This window comes from Nonomuraea soli, assembly GCF_013761175.1.
GTDB classification, from domain to species: Bacteria; Actinomycetota; Actinomycetes; order Streptosporangiales; family Streptosporangiaceae; genus Nonomuraea; species Nonomuraea soli.
The window spans coordinates 253,006-270,381 of record NZ_JACDUR010000006.1 but is presented as its reverse complement, the minus strand read 5'-3'; the positions used below and the strand labels follow the sequence as shown (position 1 = coordinate 270,381).

Annotated in this window: 13 protein-coding genes; 7 read left to right on the top strand and 6 right to left on the bottom strand. The window is 72.5% G+C overall.

The annotated features are described in order from the left end of the window. Positions 1–128 precede the first annotated feature (128 nt). The 4 genes from HNR30_RS29420 to HNR30_RS29405 all read left to right on the top strand — a co-directional run bounded on the left by HNR30_RS29420 (position 129) and on the right by HNR30_RS29405 (position 6,223). Positions 129–857, top strand: coding sequence for a phosphoadenylyl-sulfate reductase (locus HNR30_RS29420; protein WP_181613310.1), 729 nt, complete (start codon positions 129–131; stop codon positions 855–857). Positions 858–1,093: 236 nt separating this feature from the next. After that, positions 1,094–1,798, top strand: coding sequence for a sirohydrochlorin chelatase (locus HNR30_RS29415; RefSeq protein WP_312894725.1), 705 nt, complete (start codon positions 1,094–1,096; stop codon positions 1,796–1,798). A 154-nt stretch (positions 1,799–1,952) separates the two neighbouring features. Further along, on the top strand, positions 1,953–5,534 hold the full coding sequence (locus HNR30_RS29410; RefSeq protein WP_181613308.1) for a CHAT domain-containing protein: 3,582 nt from the start codon (positions 1,953–1,955) through the stop codon (positions 5,532–5,534). Further along, a complete protein-coding gene (locus HNR30_RS29405; RefSeq protein ID WP_181613307.1) occupies positions 5,534–6,223 on the top strand; it encodes a hypothetical protein in 690 nt (229 codons plus the stop codon). The genes HNR30_RS29410 and HNR30_RS29405 overlap by 1 nt, the downstream gene beginning before the upstream one ends. Here HNR30_RS29405 and HNR30_RS29400 read toward each other — a convergent pair. From HNR30_RS29400 to HNR30_RS29390, 3 genes are all read right to left on the bottom strand, one after another. Beyond that, positions 6,220–6,870: a hypothetical protein gene (locus HNR30_RS29400; RefSeq protein WP_181613306.1), complete on the bottom strand. Its 651-nt coding sequence runs from the start codon at positions 6,868–6,870 to the stop codon at positions 6,220–6,222. The two genes, HNR30_RS29405 and HNR30_RS29400, sit on opposite strands and share 4 nt — an antisense overlap. Beyond that, complete coding sequence (locus tag HNR30_RS29395; RefSeq protein WP_181613305.1) at positions 6,867–7,346, bottom strand: SigE family RNA polymerase sigma factor; 480 nt, start codon at positions 7,344–7,346, stop codon at positions 6,867–6,869. Before HNR30_RS29395 ends, HNR30_RS29400 begins: the two co-directional genes overlap by 4 nt. Positions 7,347–7,434: 88 nt before the next feature. Continuing rightward, on the bottom strand, positions 7,435–8,157 hold the full coding sequence (locus tag HNR30_RS29390) for a DUF1707 SHOCT-like domain-containing protein (RefSeq protein ID WP_181613304.1): 723 nt from the start codon (positions 8,155–8,157) through the stop codon (positions 7,435–7,437). A 99-nt stretch (positions 8,158–8,256) separates the two neighbouring features. Between HNR30_RS29390 and HNR30_RS29385 the strand changes: the two genes are divergently transcribed. Together HNR30_RS29385 and HNR30_RS29380 are read left to right on the top strand one after the other, a co-directional pair. Then, complete coding sequence (locus tag HNR30_RS29385; protein WP_181613303.1) at positions 8,257–9,603, top strand: ankyrin repeat domain-containing protein; 1,347 nt, start codon at positions 8,257–8,259, stop codon at positions 9,601–9,603. 147 nt (positions 9,604–9,750) lie between these two features. Beyond that, positions 9,751–10,773: a glycoside hydrolase family 19 protein gene (locus tag HNR30_RS29380; RefSeq protein ID WP_181613906.1), complete on the top strand. Its 1,023-nt coding sequence runs from the start codon at positions 9,751–9,753 to the stop codon at positions 10,771–10,773. A 52-nt stretch (positions 10,774–10,825) separates the two neighbouring features. On the opposite strand, the gene HNR30_RS29375 is transcribed toward HNR30_RS29380, so the two are convergent. Further along, positions 10,826–12,412, bottom strand: a complete 1,587-nt coding sequence (locus HNR30_RS29375; protein WP_220134145.1) for a cellulase family glycosylhydrolase — start codon at positions 12,410–12,412, stop codon at positions 10,826–10,828. A 242-nt stretch (positions 12,413–12,654) separates the two neighbouring features. On the opposite strand from HNR30_RS29375, the gene HNR30_RS29370 reads away from it, so the two are divergent. Continuing rightward, positions 12,655–15,102: a glycoside hydrolase family 3 N-terminal domain-containing protein gene (locus HNR30_RS29370; RefSeq protein ID WP_312894724.1), complete on the top strand. Its 2,448-nt coding sequence runs from the start codon at positions 12,655–12,657 to the stop codon at positions 15,100–15,102. Between the two features lie 552 nt (positions 15,103–15,654). Here the strand turns inward: HNR30_RS29370 and HNR30_RS29365 are convergent. Together HNR30_RS29365 and HNR30_RS29360 are read right to left on the bottom strand one after the other, a co-directional pair. Beyond that, a complete protein-coding gene (locus HNR30_RS29365; protein WP_181613302.1) occupies positions 15,655–16,704 on the bottom strand; it encodes a maleylpyruvate isomerase family mycothiol-dependent enzyme in 1,050 nt (349 codons plus the stop codon). Continuing rightward, positions 16,704–17,264: a sigma-70 family RNA polymerase sigma factor gene (locus HNR30_RS29360; RefSeq protein WP_181613301.1), complete on the bottom strand. Its 561-nt coding sequence runs from the start codon at positions 17,262–17,264 to the stop codon at positions 16,704–16,706. Before HNR30_RS29360 ends, HNR30_RS29365 begins: the two co-directional genes overlap by 1 nt. Positions 17,265–17,376: the final 112 nt, after the last annotated feature.

Genomic DNA, 17,376 nt, shown 5'->3' with positions numbered 1-17,376 from the left:
GCCGTGCCGTTCCACTGTCCTTACTGCGGTGACGAGGACCTGGAGCCCTACGAGAAGGACGGCGGCTGGTACTGCCGCTCCTGCGCCCGCGCCTTCAAGCTGACTTTCCTTGGAATCGGAGTAAAGATATGAGCGTCGTCGACCTCGAACTCACGTTAAGAGAGCAGCGCGGCACCCTCGACCTGCAGAGCATCGTCGAGTCCGCCGCGTCGTACCTGGAGGGCGCGTCCGCCCGCGAGATCATCCGCTGGGCGGCGGCGACCTTCGGCGACCGGTTGTGCCTGACCTCCTCGATGAGTGACGCGTTGCTGATCGACCTGGTCAGCCGCGTCAAACCCGGTGTCGACGTGTTGTTCATCGACACCGGCTACCACTTCGCCGAGACCGTCGGCACCCGTGACGCCGTCGAGGCGGTCTATGACGTCAATGTGATCAATGTGAAGCCTTCGCGCACCGTCGCGGAGCAGGAGCGGGATCTCGGCCCGCGGTTGTTCGGCCGCAATCCCGACCTGTGCTGCTATCTGCGCAAGGTGGAGCCGCTGAACCGCGCGCTGGAGCCGTACCTGGCCTGGATCTCCGGCATCCGGCGCGACGAGTCGCCGGCGCGGGCCGGCGCCAAGGTCGTGGAGTGGGACTCCAAGCGCCAGATGGTGAAGGTCAACCCCATCGCCGCCTGGACGCAGGAGGAGGTCGACAACTACATCTCCGACAACGGCGTGCTGATCAACCCGCTGCACTACGACAACTACCCGTCGATCGGCTGCGCGCCGTGCACGCGGCAGGTGGCCGACGGCGAGGACCCGCGCAGCGGGCGGTGGCAGGGTTTCGGGAAGACCGAATGCGGCCTGCACCTCTGAGCCACGAGACCGCGCCGTTGGCAGGCTGCGCGGACTCGTTTCCGCCGTCGGGTGGGCATTCACCCGCGCGGCGTGCGGTCGTGGGGGGGGGGGGGGGGGGGGGGGGGGGGGGGGGGGGGGGGGGGGGGGGGGGGGGGCGCGGCGGGGCGCGGGGGCCGGGGGGGGGGGGGCCCCCCCCGGGGGGGGGGGGGGGGGGCCCCCGGGGGGGGGGGCCCCCCCCGACGGCCCTTCCCCTGGTGGCCGTCGCCCACGGCTCGCGCGACCCGCGTGCGGCCAGGACCGTGGAGTCCCTGCTCGACGCCGTACGGCAGGCGCGCCCCGGCCTGGTGGTGCGCTCGGCCTACCTCGACCACGCCGGTCCCCGCCTCCCCGAGGCGCTGGCCGGGCTCGACGAGGCGGTCGTGCTGCCGCTGCTGCTGACCGAGGCATACCACAGCCGGGTCGACCTGCCTGCCGCCATCGCCGAGGTGCGCGCCGCCCGCGGCGGGCCCACGGTGCACTACGGCACGACGCTGGGCCCGCACCCGCTGATGACCGCCGCCCTGGAGCGCCGCCTGGCCGAGGCCGGCGTCGCCAGGGACCGTGACACCGCTGTGGTGCTCGTCTCCGCGGGTTCCAGCAGCGCCGAGGCCAACGCCGTGATCGGCGCCATGGCCCGATCGTGGCACGGCTGGTGGGGTGTGACCGCCGCCTACGCCTCTGCCGCCGACCCCACGCCCGCGCAGGCCGTGGCCCTGCTGAAGCGGGCGGGCGCGCCGAGGATCGTCGTCGCCCCCTACCTGCTGGCGCCCGGCTACTTCGCCGACAAGGTGCGCCACAGCACGCTGGAGGCGGGCGCCGACGCCGTCGCCGACGTGCTCGGACCGGCGCCGGAGCTGGTCGAGGTGCTGCTCGCCCGCTACCGCCAGGCGATCCGCCGCTCGGAGCGGGTGCCCGTCTGACGTCCGCCAAGGGCGGGCCCGTGACCGGAACGCCGTCCGCCCAGAGCGGGCCCATGACCGGAACGCCGTCCGCCCAGAGCGGGCCCATGACCGGAACGCCGTCCGCCCAGGGCGGGCCCGTGACCGGGACGCCGTCCCGTCGTAGGGTCCGGGCATGGACCCGGTCGAACGGGCGATCGCGCTGGCGGGCCGCGACCCGCGCGAGGGCCTGGCCGCGATGGACGAACTGCTGGCCCAGGACGGCCCGCCGGACTCGCGCGCGGCCCTGAGCTACAACCGCGCCGCCGTGCTGCGCCTCATGGGCAGGAACGGCGAGGCGGAGGAGGCCTACCAGCAGGTCGTCGCCGAGTTCGAGGGCCACCACGACCAGGGTGTGCGGTTCTGGGTGGCGCTGGCGTTGTTCAACCACGCCTCGCTCATGCTCGACGAGGACACGGCCGAGGACAGGTTGCCCGCCCTGGTGGCCAGGTTCCACCGCCACTACCACGACAGCCCGGACCCGCGCCTGCGCAGGCGGCTGCGCCGGGTGATGGCGTGGGAGATCGAGCACTTCGAGGCGCTCGGGGAGGCGGAGCGGGCCGCCGCCTCCCGTGCCAGGCTGCACGACCTTCTGGGCTCCGCCTGCCTGCACGTGCTCACCCTGCTCGACGGCGAGGGCTCGGCGGAGACGGTCATGGCGGTGCTCGAGCGCCTCGACCCGCTGCTCGACGACGTGCGCGAGCTGGGCGGCTCGCCGCAGGAGGAGTGGATCGCGAGGGTGCTGGCCAGGCCCGAGCTGCTCTCGATGATCACCATCATGGCGTTGCGCGGGGTGAGCGACGGGCGGGTGCCGGGCGTGGAGGGCGACGACGACCAGCGGCTGGTCGACGCGGGCATGCGGGCCGTGGCCTCCGTCTACGACTACCTGACGCGCGATCCCGAGGCCTACCGGCTGGGCGGCGGCCCGCTGGAGGAGTTGCTGAACGCCGTCGACGTCGCGTTGGGCATGGCCGACGCGATGGAGCTGGCCAGGCAGCCGATTGTGGTCGCCACGCTGTCGCCGTTCTACGTCCAGGCGTTGTGCCGGGAGTCGATGGCGCTGCTGGTGGCCGGGCAGTGGCGGCGGGCGCTGCGCCTCCACCAGCTGCTGCTGGCCGCCGTGGCCGGGCTCCCGGCGTCGGAGACGGGTCACGCGATGGCCCGGCTCGCGCGCTTCCGCTGGTTGTTCGTGGCCCGGCAGGTGCTCGGGCAGCTGCCCGATGCCAGGGTGCTGCGCAGCGCCGCCGAGGCCGGGCGGTTCGTGCTGGAGTCGTTGGACGAGGGCTCGCCTCAGTACGCCGAGGTGCTGCTGGCGCTCGGAGCGCTGCACGCCGAGCCGTACGGGGCAGGACGGCCGGTCGAGCTGTTCTGGGCGGACCTGCGCCGCTGGCTGGAGCGGCTGGGCGAGGAGCCGCTCGATCCGGTCGAGGGCGACGACGGCGACACGGCGATGCCGCCGGTCGGCGAGGCGATGGACGTGGCCGAGGGCCATCTGCGGCGGGCTCTCCCGATGGCGGCCGACGTGCAGGTGGCCCACGTCATCGGGGCGCTGCTCGGAGTGCTGGCCACCCGGGCCGTGCTCGGGCAGCGGCCCGACGAGGCGGAGATGCGGGAGCTGGCCGAGCGCATGGCGCTGACCGCCGACGGCGAGCTTTACCCGCAGCTGCTCGTGCACGCGCTCGTGGCCCTGGACCGGATGCCCGGCGACGAACTCGTGGAACGTCCCGTCGAGCGGATCGCCGCCGAGCAGGGGCGCGACGCCGCCATCGGGGTGCTCACCGGCCTGGCGCAGCTGCTGGCGCGCCACGATCCGGCACGCGGGCGGGCGTTGTTCGCCAGGTCGGCGGCGTTCGTGCTGGGGCTGGAGGAGGAGCAGCGGGTGCGGTTGCTGCTCCTGCACGCGGCGATGCTGCTCGACCGCGACACCGACGCGGCGGCCGGGTCCTGGGACGCCGAGCGGCACACCCTGGCGCTCGTCGCCGCGGCCGAGTCGGGCGTGCGCGAGGCCATCGACCTGGAGGGCGCCCTGGCCTGGATCGCGCTCCTCGACGATCTGCCGCAACCCTTCGGCGAGCGTCACCACCACGCGATCGCCTACCTGGCGGCCGGCTGGCTGACACGCCTGTCGAGCGCCGCGTCCGAGGCGGGCAACCGGGCCGACGCCGTCACCGCGCAGGTCGGCGCCTGCGCGGGGTTCCTGTCGCTCGGCCTGGCCGACGCCGCCCAGGAGTCGCTGACGATCATCGCCAGGCTGGTGGCCGATCAGGAGGGCCTGGCCAGGACCCTGGCGGGCTCGCTCGGCCAGGTCGCGTTGTGGGCGGAGAACCTGGTCGGCGCCCGTGCCACGCCCGTGCTGCAGACCATCTGGGCCCATGCCGTGCACTCCGAGCGCGACGACGTCGACGCCCTGTTCGCCTGCCTGCAACTGGCCAAAGGGGCCAGATTCGCGGCGGCATGGCGCGGGCGCGTGCCGTACGACTGGGAGGCCGACCCCGAGGGGCGGCAGCTCCTGGAGGCGGTCTCCAGGGCGCCGGAACGGCCGCGCGACCACCTGCTCGACTCCGTCACGCTCGTCACGCCGTACTCCGAGCGGCTGGAGAGCCGCGCGCCGGTGCGCGAGAACCTGGAGCTCACCTTCGACGCGCGCGTGCAGCGCGCGATCTCCGCGCGGGCGCGGGCCGGGCCGCACCTGCTCGACAGCGCTGCCGTCACCGCCGCGCTGCCGGAGGGCACGGTGCTGCTGTGGATGTACCTGGGCGTGATCGTGGTCTGCACCCGTGACACGGTGGCCGTGACCACGCAGCCGGGGCTGGCGAGCGAGGCCTACGAGGTGCACGCCGAGCGGGTGCGCCTCCTGGACGACGTGCAGCTGCGGGCGAGCCTGATCCGCAGCGCGGTCCTGGCCGAGCCCGGACCCGGCCGGGCCTACTCCCCCGCCCAGGCGGACGCGCTGGACGCCGGCTGGTTCCTCGGGCCCGCCGCCGACCTGCTGCGCGAGCGGGCAGGCGGTCACCTGCTGGTGGTGCCGCACGGCCCCTTCCACTTCGCGCCGCTGCACCTGTGCCACCTCGACGGCAGGCCGCTGGCCGACTCCTGGACGGTCACCTATCTGCCCAGCCTCGCGCTGCTCGACCAGCCGGTACGGCAGGCGGCGGGCAGGACGCGCGCGGCCGCGTTCGGCTTCCCGCGCGGCGAGTTCGGATTCGAGCCGATCCCCGAGGCGGAGGAGGAGGCGCTGGCGATCACCCGCGGCGCGCTCGTCGGCGACCGCGCCACCAGGCGGAGCGTGCTGCGCGCGCTGACCCGCTCCGGCCGCTTCCACCTGGCCACCCACGGCCTGCACAACGTCACCGCGCCCGCCTTCCAGTGCCTGTACGCCGCCGACGGGCCGATCAACGCCTACGAGCTGCAACGCCTGGACCTCGGCGGGCTGGACCTGGTCACCCTGTCGGCCTGCGAGACCGCGCTGGGCAGGTACGACCAGGGCGACAACCTGCGCGGCATCCCGGCGGCCCTGCTGTCACGCGGGGCGCGCACGATCGTCGGCACGCTGTGGCCGGTGGAGAGCACGACCTCGCGCGACTTCTTCACGACCTTTTACGCCTCGCTGGAGGCGGGCAAGCTGGCCGCCTTCGCCTACGCGCAGCGGCAGACCAGGGCCGCGCACCCGGAGTACCGTGACTGGGGGGCCTTCTACTACACGGGTGAGTGGCGCTGATGGAGCTCGATGCACCTGACCTGGCCTGGTTACCGGCGACGATGACAGCCGACGCCCGGGTGACGCGTGGCCGCCCCAGGCCGGCGCCCGTGCGCGGGGCCGTCACGCTGGGCCGCCCGGTCGTGCAACCGCTCACCGAGGAGCTGGCGGCCGGTGACCCGCCGCTGCGCGCCTTCCTCGCCGAACAGGGCGGCGCCTGGCGTTTTCACCTGGTCCACCTGGGCTGCAGCTTCCTGCCGGAACCGGGCGCCCGCTTCGCCCAGGCCTGGCTGACCGTACGGCTCGCGCGCGCCGACGGCGTGCCCGAGCCGGTCCCGATCGCCTGGTCGCTCGACCCGCTGCGCTCCGAGCGGCCGGTGGAGCAGACCACGACGGTCAAGATCGGCGCCAAGGCGGTGCTGGAGGCAGGGGTGGAGGTCAGCACCACCGGGTCGCGCACCGAGGTCTTCCTGACCGCCTACGGGCTGCAGGAGGACACGTGCACGTGGGAGTTCACCCGCACCGCCAGGGAGGAGATCCGCGGCGGCCAGCGCCTGGCACTGGTCGCCAGGACGCCGGGCCGGGCGCTCGCCGTGGGCGAGGTGGAACTGCGCGCCACGCTGGTGCGCAGGCGGCTCGGCGTCCTGCCGTACCGGGTGGCGCTCGACGGCGGTGAGCCGCTGACCTTCCGCCTGTCCGGGGAGTCCTAGCTGGGCGGCAGGCAGACGAACCTCGGCTCCGACGGCGTGGTGCACGGGTGAGGCCGTTGCTCCATGACTCTGATCGTCCAGGCCGCCGGGTAGGGCGTGACGGAGGCCAGCACCTTCCCTGCCTCCCCGCCGGCCGCACCCGACGGGACCACGGCCGCCTCGACCACGCTGACGCCGCCCCTGCCGGTGACGGGGATGGCATGCCAGGAGGTCTGCCAGGCGTCGCACGACGTGCTGAGCGCCAGGCCGCCGTCGATCCACACGTACGCGTGCGTGCCGGGACCGCAGTCGAGCATCACCACGAGCTGCCCGGTCGACGACGACACGGTGAACGACTGTTTCCTGCCGCCCTCGGTGAAGGTCTGCGACGTGCCGATGAGCCAGCGGGACGGAGCGATCGACTGCGTGGGCGACGTCGTGGCGGCCGTCGTGGTCACCTCCGGCGGAGCGCCGGTCAGGCGCAGGCCGGCCGCCGCGGCCAGCACGACGCCCAGACCGGCCAGAAGGCCCGCGCTCGCGGTCCTGAGGCGGGCGCGTCTGATGCCGCGTGCCTTGTCGGCGACGTCACCGATGTTCACGCCCCTGTAGGGAACATCCGCGCTGTCGTCGCGCAGCAACGCGCGCAGTTCCTGCTCGACATCGTTCATCGCAACTCCATCGCGTGCTCGGCTCGCAACCTGGCCAGCGCCCTGCTGGCCTGGGTGCGCACGGTCACCGGAGAGCACCCCAGGATGGCCGCGATCGCGTGGTCGGACAGGTCCTCGAAGTAGCGCAGCACGAGGACGGCACGCTGCCTGGGGGGCAGCGCCGCCAGCGCCGTTCGCAGGGCCTCGCGCGCGCCCACGTCGGGCTCGGCGCCGCCGGGGAGTTCTGGCAGCTCACCCGCGGGCACCTCGCCCCTCCAGCGGCGCCGCCACCAGGAGGCGTGGGTGTTGGCCAGGATCCTGTAGACGTACGGATCGGGGTCGTCGCCGACCCTGCGCCAGGCCAGCCAGGCCTTGGCCAGCGCCGTCTGGACGAGGTCCTCGGCGCAGGGCCAGTCGCGGCACAGCAGGTAGGCGGTCCTGAGCAGGCGGGCGGAGCGCTGCTCGACGTAGCGCTCGAAGTCGCCTCGTTCCCGCATGGGCTGTCCTGTTCGGCTCGGGGATGCTCACTGGGAACTACGCCCGAGGCCCCGCGGGATGTTGCACGCCGCGTGGAAGGAGGTTCGGTCAGTCGTCGGAGTAGCGGCGCCCGATGCCGTAGTGGCCGTCGCCCTGGCGCCAGCCGCCCGACTGCCAGCCCCCCGACTGCCAGCTGCCGGAGTGGCCGTCGCCGCCCATCAGCTCGCGCCAGTGTTCGCGCCAGCCCGACAGGGCGCGCTTGATCGGCTCGGCCTTGGAGTCGCCGATGATGCGCACGTCACCCATGATCGCGTAGGCCTTGACCCTGACCACGGGGACGTCCATGCCGGGAGGGGCCTCGACGACGTTGGTCTTCTTGTCGCCCATGATGGCGATGCCTTCGAGGTCGACGTCGACCCCGTCGGGGACGATGATCTTGACGTCGCCCATCACCGCGGTGGCCACGATGTCGACCGTGTTGCCGCGGACCTCGGCCTCGCGCAGGTCGAGGACGACGTCGCCCATCACGGCGCACGCGCCGAGCTCGCTCTCGATGCGCCACTTGCCGCGGCGTTTGGTGTCGCCCATGATCGCCACGTACCAGCGGCGCTTGCGTACCGGCGCCCCGCTCGCCTGCGGCAGCGGCGCACGGGCTCCGGCCGCCGGCAGGTCCTGGGTCAGCAGGGCGAGCTGGGCCTGGGTGGCCGCGGTGTAGGCGGCCTCGGTGCGTTCGGTCAGCTCGACCAGCGTCAGGCGCCCGTCGACGGAGGCCTGCTTGAGCTGTTCGACGACGGCCTCGCGCTCGGCATCGGAAGCCCGTACTTCACTCATAAACGCAACATATCGCGTTTCGGGGCCTTTGCGGGTCCTCCGAAGGGAGGACTTGTGTCATGCGACGAACTGTTCACCGGCCAAGCTAGGGTCGCTGTCATGTATGAGGAAGAGCTCTACCGGGCCGCGCTCGACGGCGATGTGGCGACCGTGGCCGACCTGCTCAACCGGGGCGCCGACCCCGGCCAGGCCGGGCCGGAGGGTCTGCCGTTGTGCGCGGCGGCCGCGTGGGACCGGGTGGACGTGATCAACCGCCTGATCGAGGCGGGCGCCGACGTCAACGGCACGGAGGCCGACGGCTGGCAGCCGCTGCTGTGGGCCGCGGCCAACGGCAACGCCGACGCCGCCCAGGCCCTGATCGACGCGGGCGCCTCGGTGGCCGCCGCCAACACCGGCGGCGACACCGCGCTCACCCTCGCCGCCCGCCGCGGCGCGCTGGGCGTGGTGCGGGTGCTGCTCGACGCCGGCGCCGACCCGCAGGCCTACGACGGAGACGGCGACAGCCCGCTCGACATCGCCGCCGACTGGGTGGGCGTGCACCTGGAGAGCGCCCTGCTCGACCAGATCGGGCAGGACGGCTGGGAGTACGTCGTGGCCAGGCAGTTCGCCAAGGACGGCACCGAGCTGGTCACCGTGGCGGGACGCGCACCCGACAGCGAGGAGAGCGAGCAGGTCCAGGCGCAGCGCGGCCACGCCGCGATCACCACCCTGCTCGAGGACGCCACGGGCGTCGTCTCCCCCGTCGCCCAGCTGGTCGCCCGCGCGCTGGCGCACCGCGACACCGACGAGGACGCCGAGACCTGGTGGGTGGTCGCCGACTCCCTGTCCAGGCGCGGCGACGAGGCGACCTACGAGGAACTGGCCGCATTGTGCGTGAGCGAGGACGCCCGCGAGCGCGAGTTCGGCGTCGACGCGATCGCCCAGTTCGGCGTGGAGGAGGACGGCGAGAAGCCGTACGTGGAGCGCACGCTGCCGCTGCTGCAGAAGATGGCCACCACCGAGGGCAACCCCCAGGTGCTGCGCTCGGTGCTGGCCGCGCTCGGCCACCAGGGCGACCCACGGGCCCTGCCGCAGGTGCTCGACATCATCGGCCGCCCCGGTCACCGCCGGACGATGACCGACGCCATCGCCCTGGCCGACGTGCTGCCGCCAGGCAACGCCGAGGGCCTGGCCATCCTCGTCGAGATGACCACCGACGAGGAGGACGAGGTGCGCGACTGGGCCACGGCCGGGCTGGCCGGGCTCGACGTCGACACGCCCGAGGTGCGCGAGGCGCTGGCCGCCAGGCTCGACGACGAGGACCTGCACACGGTGGCCGAGGCCACGCGCGGGCTGGCCCAGCGCGGCGACCGGCGCGCCGAGCTCGGGGTCAAGCGGGTGCTGGCCGAGAGCGACGACGAGTACGCCAGGGGCCTGGCGGTCGATGCGCAGGCGACGCTGACGTGAGCGAGGCCCCCGCCCGGTCGCCGGGCGGGGGCTTTTGGGCCTTGTCAGGGCCACTCACTCGCGCTAATTCTTAGGAAACTTTCCTAAAGGAGTGGTCGGGTGAAGAGCATCTACGCCTTAGTCACCACCGCCCTGCTGGCGCTCGCCATGCTGACGGTGCTGCCGATGACCGCGGCACAGGCCGCCGCATGCGCCACCGCCTGGAGCTCCTCGGCGGTCTACACCGGCGGCATGCAGGCCTCGCACAACGGCCGCAACTACACCGCCAAGTGGTGGACCCAGGGCGAGACCCCGGGCGGCGCCCAGGTCTGGCGCGACGACGGCGCCTGCACCGGCGGCGGAGGTGGCGGCGGAACCACCTGCAACTACCCGAACTGGGTGGCGGGCACGCAGTACAACGTCGGCGCCATCGTGCGCTACACCGACGGCAACCACTACATCGCCGTCCACGCCAACCCCGGATACGACCCGGTGATCAGCCACTGGTTCTGGGACCCCTACACCTGCTCGGGAGGAGGCACTCCGACGCCCACGAACCCGCCCGACCCCTCCGGCTTCGTCGTCAGCGAGGCCCAGTTCAACCAGATGTTCCCGAGCCGGAACTCCTTCTACACCTACAGCGGCCTGACCGCCGCCCTGTCGGCCTACCCGGCCTTCGCCAAGACGGGCAGCGACACGGTGCGCAAGCAGGAGGCCGCGGCGTTCCTGGCCAACGTCAGCCACGAGACCGGCGGCCTGGTGCACATCGTCGAGCAGAACACCGCCAACTACCCGCACTACTGCGACGCCACCCAGTCCTACGGCTGCCCGGCCGGCCAGGCCGCCTACTACGGGCGCGGGCCGATCCAGCTGAGCTGGAACTTCAACTACAAGGCCGCGGGCGACGCGCTCGGGCTACCGCTGCTGACCAACCCGTGGCTGGTGCAGCAGGACGCCTCGGTGGCCTGGAAGACGGCGATCTGGTACTGGATGACCCAGAACGGCCCCGGCACGATGACGCCGCACAACGCCATCGTCAACGGGTACGGCTTCGGTGAGACGATCCGCAGCATCAACGGCGCACTGGAGTGCAACGGCGGCAACCCCGCCCAGGTGCAGAGCAGGGTCGCCAAGTACCAGCAGTTCACGCAGATCCTCGGGGTCACCCCCGGTGGCAACCTGACCTGCTGACAGACCGTGGGGTACGGCAGGCGGCCCGCCTGCCGTACCGCCTCGATGCTCGTCAGGAGCAGGCCGCGCCGGTCGGCTGGCCGGAGGAGGGCCCGTTGGCCGTGAAGCCGACGGTGACGCTCTGGCCGGGCGCGAGGTTCGGCGCCCAGCCGGGCCCCTTGGCCGTCCAGGTGGAGCCCGACGTGGTGACCGTGGCGTTCCAGGCGTTGTTCAGGGTCACGCCCGCGGGCATGGTCCACTGCGCGGTCCAGTTGGCGATGCTCGACGTGCCGCTGTTGGTGACGGCCATCTCGCCCTGGAAACCGCCCTGCCAGCTGTTGGTGATCTTGTAGGCGAAGGTGCACGTGCCGGGGACGGGCCCGGTCGGTGTGGGCGACGAGGTGCCGGTCGGGTCCGGGTCGGGGTCGCCGGACGGCGGGATCAGGTAGGGCTGGAGAATGTCCTGCTTGTCCTGGTTGATGGAGATCCAGTCGTCCTTGGCAATGCCGCCCGTGTCGCCGGAGTTGGGGTTCCACGACCAGTACGTGAACGACATGCCGTTGACACCGGTGCCCAGGTACTTCATCAGTTCCTGGAGCCAGACCTTGTCGACGTTCGCGGTGAGGGTGGTGCCGAACTCGCCGAGCATGATCGGGGCGATGTTCTGCTTGTACAGGTAGCCCCAGTACTTGTCCCAGATCGCCGGCAGGTTGGCCGGGTAGTTCGGGGCGTCGAACCAGGTCTGCCGGTAGACCGAGGTGGCGTAGTCGTGCGGCGAGTAGACCAGGCGGTTGGGCACGCTGAGTCTCACGGGGAACTGCCCCGCCTTGCTCAGGTTGCCACCCCACCAGCCGCAGTCCTCGTCGTTGGACGTGTCGCCGTCCCACACGTTGGACAGCCCGCCGCTCGGGCAGCTCACACCCTCGACGAAGATCAGCCAGTTCGGGTTGACCGACAGCACCGCGTTGCCCGCCCGCTCCGCGGCCAGGCGCCAGTCACGCGCCGGGTCGCCGCAACCCCAGCAGGCGCCGGTGGCGTTGGGGTTGGTGCCCTCGGCGTGCGGCTCGTTGTGCAGGTCGGCGCCGATCACCGTGGTGTTGCCCGCGTAGCGCTGGGCGAGCGCCTTCCAGTCGTTGATCCAGGTCGTCTCGGGTGTGGCCGCGACGTACCAGAGCGCCGACTGGCCCGCGGCGGTCGGCCGGTGCCGGTCGAGGATGACCCGCATGCCCTTGTCGCCCGCGTAGTCGATGACCTTGTCGAGGATCTGCAGGGGCGAGAGGCCGACGAGGTCGGGGTTGACGAAGTCGTTGATCCCGGAGGCCGTGGCGCCCGGCTTCAGGGCGTCGTTGGAGTACGGCACGCGCAGCGTGTTGTAGCCGAGCGAGGCCATCTTGTCGATCTGCGCCCGCCACGTCGCGCTCGACCACAGGCCGTGGAAGGTCTTGTTGTCGGTCTCCATCCCGAACCAGTTGATGCCGGTCAGGCGGACCGTGGTGCCGGTGCTGTCCACGATCTTGTTGCCGGAGGTGCGCAGGTAGCCGGTGCCGGTGTCGGCCGTGGCCGGTGCCGAGAGGGTCAGCGCGACGGCGGCGCTCGCGGCCGCCACCGCCACACCGACCATGCCCGTCAGCATCCGCCTGTAGGCCGGAGCTCGTTCCATGAGGTTGTTCGCCTTTCGCCTTCCGCAGAAACGCGGTCATGGTGTGGTCGCGGGTCCGGAGGAGGCAATGAACGGGCGGCGGCGTCCGGGGCTGACCTGGGGCACGAGGCTGAAAGTTTCATCCGTTTCGCGGCGTGCGGGCGAGGCCGGGGGTTCGGAGGTTTGCAGGACCTCGGCCGCGGCTTACAGTCCGGCAGTGGGAGCGCTCCCAAACTCTCACCCTCCGTCCGTAAGGGGCGACCGTGCGATCCACTCTGCTCGTGCTCTGCCTGCTCATGGCAGGGCTGTTCCTCCCCTGGCCCGCGGTCGCCGCGGCACCGCCCATCGGCACCGCCGCCGTAGCGGCTCTGCCGTACCAGGACCCGAGCCTGCCCGTGCCCACGCGGGTCGCCGACCTGCTCTCCCGCATGAGCCTCGACGACAAGCTCGGCCAGATGACGCAGGCCGAGCGCGGCTTCGTCTCGGCCGGCGAGATCACCTCCTACCGCCTCGGCTCCGTGCTCTCGGGCGGCGGCTCGGCCCCCTCGCCCAACACCGCGAGCTCCTGGGCCGACATGTACGACGCCTTCCAGCGTGCCGCGATCGCCGCCCCGCTCGGCATCCCGCTCCTCTACGGCTCCGACGCCGTGCACGGCCACAACAACGTGGTCGGCGCGACGATCTTCCCGCACAACATCGGCCTGGGCGCCACCCGCGACCCCGAGCTCGTCGGGCGCATCGGCGGCGCCGTCGCCAGGGAGGTCGCCGGCACCGGCGTCGACTGGAACTTCGCGCCCTGCGTGTGCGTCGCCCGCAACGACCGCTGGGGCCGCACCTACGAGTCGTTCGGCGAGAAGCCCGAGATCGCCTCCTCGATGACCACGTACATCACCGGCCTCCAGGAGGGCGGCGCCCGCGTCCTGGCCACCGCCAAGCACTACCTCGGCGACGGCGGCACCACCAACGGCACCGACCAGGGCAACACCGACCTGCCGGAGACCGAGCTGCGCGCCATCCACCTGCCGCCGTTCAGACAGGCGGTCGAGCGCGGGGTCGCCTCCGTCATGCTCTCCTACAGCAGCTGGAACGGCGCCAAGCTGCACGGCCACCGCTACCTCGTCACCGACCTGCTCAAAACGGAACTCGGCTTCGGCGGATTCGTGGTCTCCGACTGGAACGGCGTCGACCAGATCGACGGCGCCACCGGCCTGTCGGCCACCGACGTGCGCACCGCCGTCAACGCCGGCGTCGACATGGTGATGGCCCCCGAATCGTGGAAGTCGTTCATCAGCCTGCTGCGCACCGAGGTCCAGGCCGGGCGCGTGGCGACGACCAGGATCGACGACGCCAACCGCCGCATCCTCACCAAGAAGTTCGAGTACGGCCTGTTCGAGAAGCCCCTCACCGACCGCTCCCTCACCGGCTCCGTCGGCAGCGCCGCCCACCGCGCCATCGCCAGGGAGGCGGTCGCCAAGTCGCAGGTCCTGCTGAAGAACAGCGGCGGCATCCTGCCGCTGGCCACGGCGGGCGGCAAGATCTTCGTCGCCGGCAAGAGCGCCGACGACATCGGCAACCAGAGCGGCGGCTGGACGGTGTCGTGGCAGGGATCGTCCGGGCCGATCACGCCCGGCACCACGATCCTGCAGGGCATCCGCGCCACCGTCGACTCGTCCACGACCGTCACCTACGACCGGACCGGCTCCGGCATCGACGGCACCTACCGCGCCGCGATCGCCGTCATCGGCGAGACCCCGTACGCCGAGGGACGCGGCGACCGGACCGGATCCATGGGCCTCGACTCCGAGGACCAGCAGACGCTCAACACCCTGCGCGCCTCCGGGGTGCCCGTCATCGTGGTGCTGGTGTCGGGACGGCCGCTGGAGATCTCGTCGCACCTGCCCGACTGGCGCGCCCTGGTCGCCGCGTGGCTGCCGGGCACCGAGGGGCAGGGCGTCGCGGACGTGCTGTTCGGCCGGGTGCCCCCGACCGGGAAGCTGCCCGTCACCTGGATGACCAGCGCCTCCCAGCAACCCATCAACGACGGCGACGGCAAGCAGGCGCTGTTCCCGTACGGGTTCGGGCTGACCTACTCCTCCGAACCGGAGGACACCACCCCGCCCACCGCTCCCGGCACACCGGCGTCGTCCGAGGTCACGGCGAGCTCCGTGAAGCTGTCGTGGGCGGCCGCGAGCGACAACGTCGGGGTCAGCGGGTACGAGGTCGTGCGGGTGCAGGGCGGCACCGAGACCGCCGCCGCGAACGCCACTTCGACATCCACGACCGTGTCCGGCCTGACGGCGAACACCCCCTACACCTTCGCCGTCTACGCCAGGGACGCGGCCGGCAACCGCTCACCCCGATCCGCCACGGTGACGGTCACCACCTCCGGCGGCGGCACAGGCGGCGGGTGCACCGCGTCGCCGGTGGTGCAGAGCCAGTGGGGCGGGGGGTACGTGATGCAGGTGGCCGTGGCCAACCCGGGGACCTCGGCGATCAGCGGGTGGACGGTGACCTTCACCCTCCCGGCCGGGCAGACGATCAGCGGGTCGTGGAACGCGGCGTTCACGGTGTCGGGGTCGGTGGTGACGGCACGGAACGTGGCCCACAACGGGACAGTGGGGGCGTCGGGGTCGACGTCGTTCGGGTTCCAGGTGAGCCGGGGCGGCGGAGACTCGGCGGTGGCTTCCGGGTTCGGGTGCACGGCTGCGTGAAGTGGTGAGGGAGCCGAGCCGACGGCACTCACTCGTGACCGTCGGCTCGGCCCATCCGGCACGGCTCGTCTATTGCCGGTGCAGTCGAGGGCACGTGTGATCGCGGCCTGGACCGGGTGGTCGGTCTCCGATCCGATCAGGTCCAGGCCGGCGGTCAGGACCCGGCCGGGCAGCGATTCATCGGTGTGCACCAGGCAGCCCAGCAGGTCCGAGCCGATCCTCCGCTCGACCACGTCGTGCGACGTCACCAATGGTGAAACCCAGCTCCCGGCCGGTCCGCTCATTCTGTGCGGCCTTCGTCACCAGCCGCCACGCGTGGCCGAGGTCGCCCTCCCCGGCCCGTTGGACCGCTTTGGTGATGAGTTCCATGGGCTGGTCGCCTCTTTCGAGCGGATGGCCCCATCGGCGTCCGCCCTCGACGACGGCGACGACACGGGGGTCCGGGGGCCGGCAGGCCCCCGGCTGGGGGTCTTGGGGGGCTCGGCCCCCCAAAGGAGGGGAGCCCGGAGGCGCGACTGGCGCGGAGCGCCCGGGTGCCGCAGGCCCGTGCCTTCAGGGGCCGGAGAGGGCCGGGGCGGTGCGGATGACTTCGCGGGCCAGTTCGAGGTCGCCTTCCAGCTCCGCCGAGAAGCGGTCCAGTTCGCCGGCCCGGCCGAGGAGGAAGCAGAAGTCGACGACGTCGGCGGTGATGTGGGCGTCCGGGGGGCGGGTGGCGGCGGGGTCGGAGATGCCGAGGGGCATGGTCCAGTCGCCGCCGCCGTCGCCGGTGAGGTGGAGGCCGAGGACGCGGCCGCTGCCGTCGATGCCGGACATGAGCATGGTCCAGGGCAGGAGGCGGGCGCACAGGTCGGCGGCGGGGTGGATGTGGGCGCCGATCGGGCGGGGCAGGCGGAGGGCGGCGACGCGGGCGGCGTCGTCGGTGTGGACCCAGGTTTCCAGCATGCGGCCGAGCACGTGGTCGCCGACGGGGGCGTCGAGGCCGTCGACGGTGGCGGGGGTGTCGCGCGGGAGGGTGGACAGGTGGCGGCACAGGGCGTCGGCCTGGGCGCGCCAGTCGCGGCGGGTCTGTTCCGGGCTGCGGGTGCGTTCGTAGGCCTGGACGTCGGCGGTGCGGCCGAGGGCGTCGACGGCGCCCAGGGGCGGGCCGAGGACGGGGGCGCCGACGGAGGCGGCGAGCAGGCCGTCCTTGGCCGCGAGGTGGGCGATGAGTTCCTGGAGGGTCCAGCCTTCGACGATGACGCGGTTCCAGTCGTCGTCGACGGCGGCGCCGAGGAGGGCGTCCATGGCGGCGACGCGGCCGGCGTACGGCTCGGCCCAGGCGGCGGTGCGTTCGGCGGGGCGGCGGCGGGCGCGGGCTCCGGCGAGAAGCTGGAGGCGGAGGGAGTTCCCCCCGGGGAGCGGGTGACCTCCAGGGAGCGGGTGACCCCCGGGGAGCGGGTGACCCCCGGGGAGCGGGTGACCCCCGGGGAGCGGGTGACCTCCAGGGAGCGGGTGGCCGTCGGGGTGGGTGGCCGGGTCAGGCGGGGACTCGTCCGTGGGGGCGGGGTCCGGGTCGGCCGCCTCGAGCAGCGCGTCCAGGTAGAGACGCTCGACCGGGTCCATCACACCTCCTCCTCGGCCAGTTCCTCGGCCAGTCTTCTCAATGCCATCCGTATCCGCGACTTGGCGGTGCCCTCTGGCACCCCTAACTCCTCCCCCACCTGCCGGTAGGTGCGCCCGCCGAAGTAGGCGAGCTGCACCGCCTCCCGCAGCGTGTCGGGCAGTTTGGTGACCGCCTGCCGTACTCTCTTCGCCTCGTCGGCGGCGAGCACGCCGTCTTCCAGCCGTTCGGGTTCGGGTTCGAAGAGCCGGGGCCCGAGGCTGGAGACGCGGCGGCGTTCCTCGGTGCGCACGTGGTCGACGGCGCGCCGGTGGGCGATGGTGGCCAGCCAGGCCCTGAGCGTTCCCTTGCCGGGGTCGTAGGCCAGGGGCCGTTCCCAGAAGGTGAGGAAGACCTCCTGGGTGATGTCCTCGGCGACGACACGGTCGCGTGTGACGCGGACGGCCAGGCCGTAGATGAGGGCGGCGAAGCGGTCGTAGACCTCGCCGAGGGCGGTGTCGTCCCCGCCGACCACGCGCTGGTGCAGCAGGCGGTCGTCGTAGGGCGCCTCCACTGGCACCACACTCCCAGAGTGATCCGCTGACGCCACGGTCCGAGCATGTCACTATTCGCCGGAAAAGTTGACATGGATGACCAATCGCGATTTTCTACCAACTGGTAGAAAATTGGAGGCT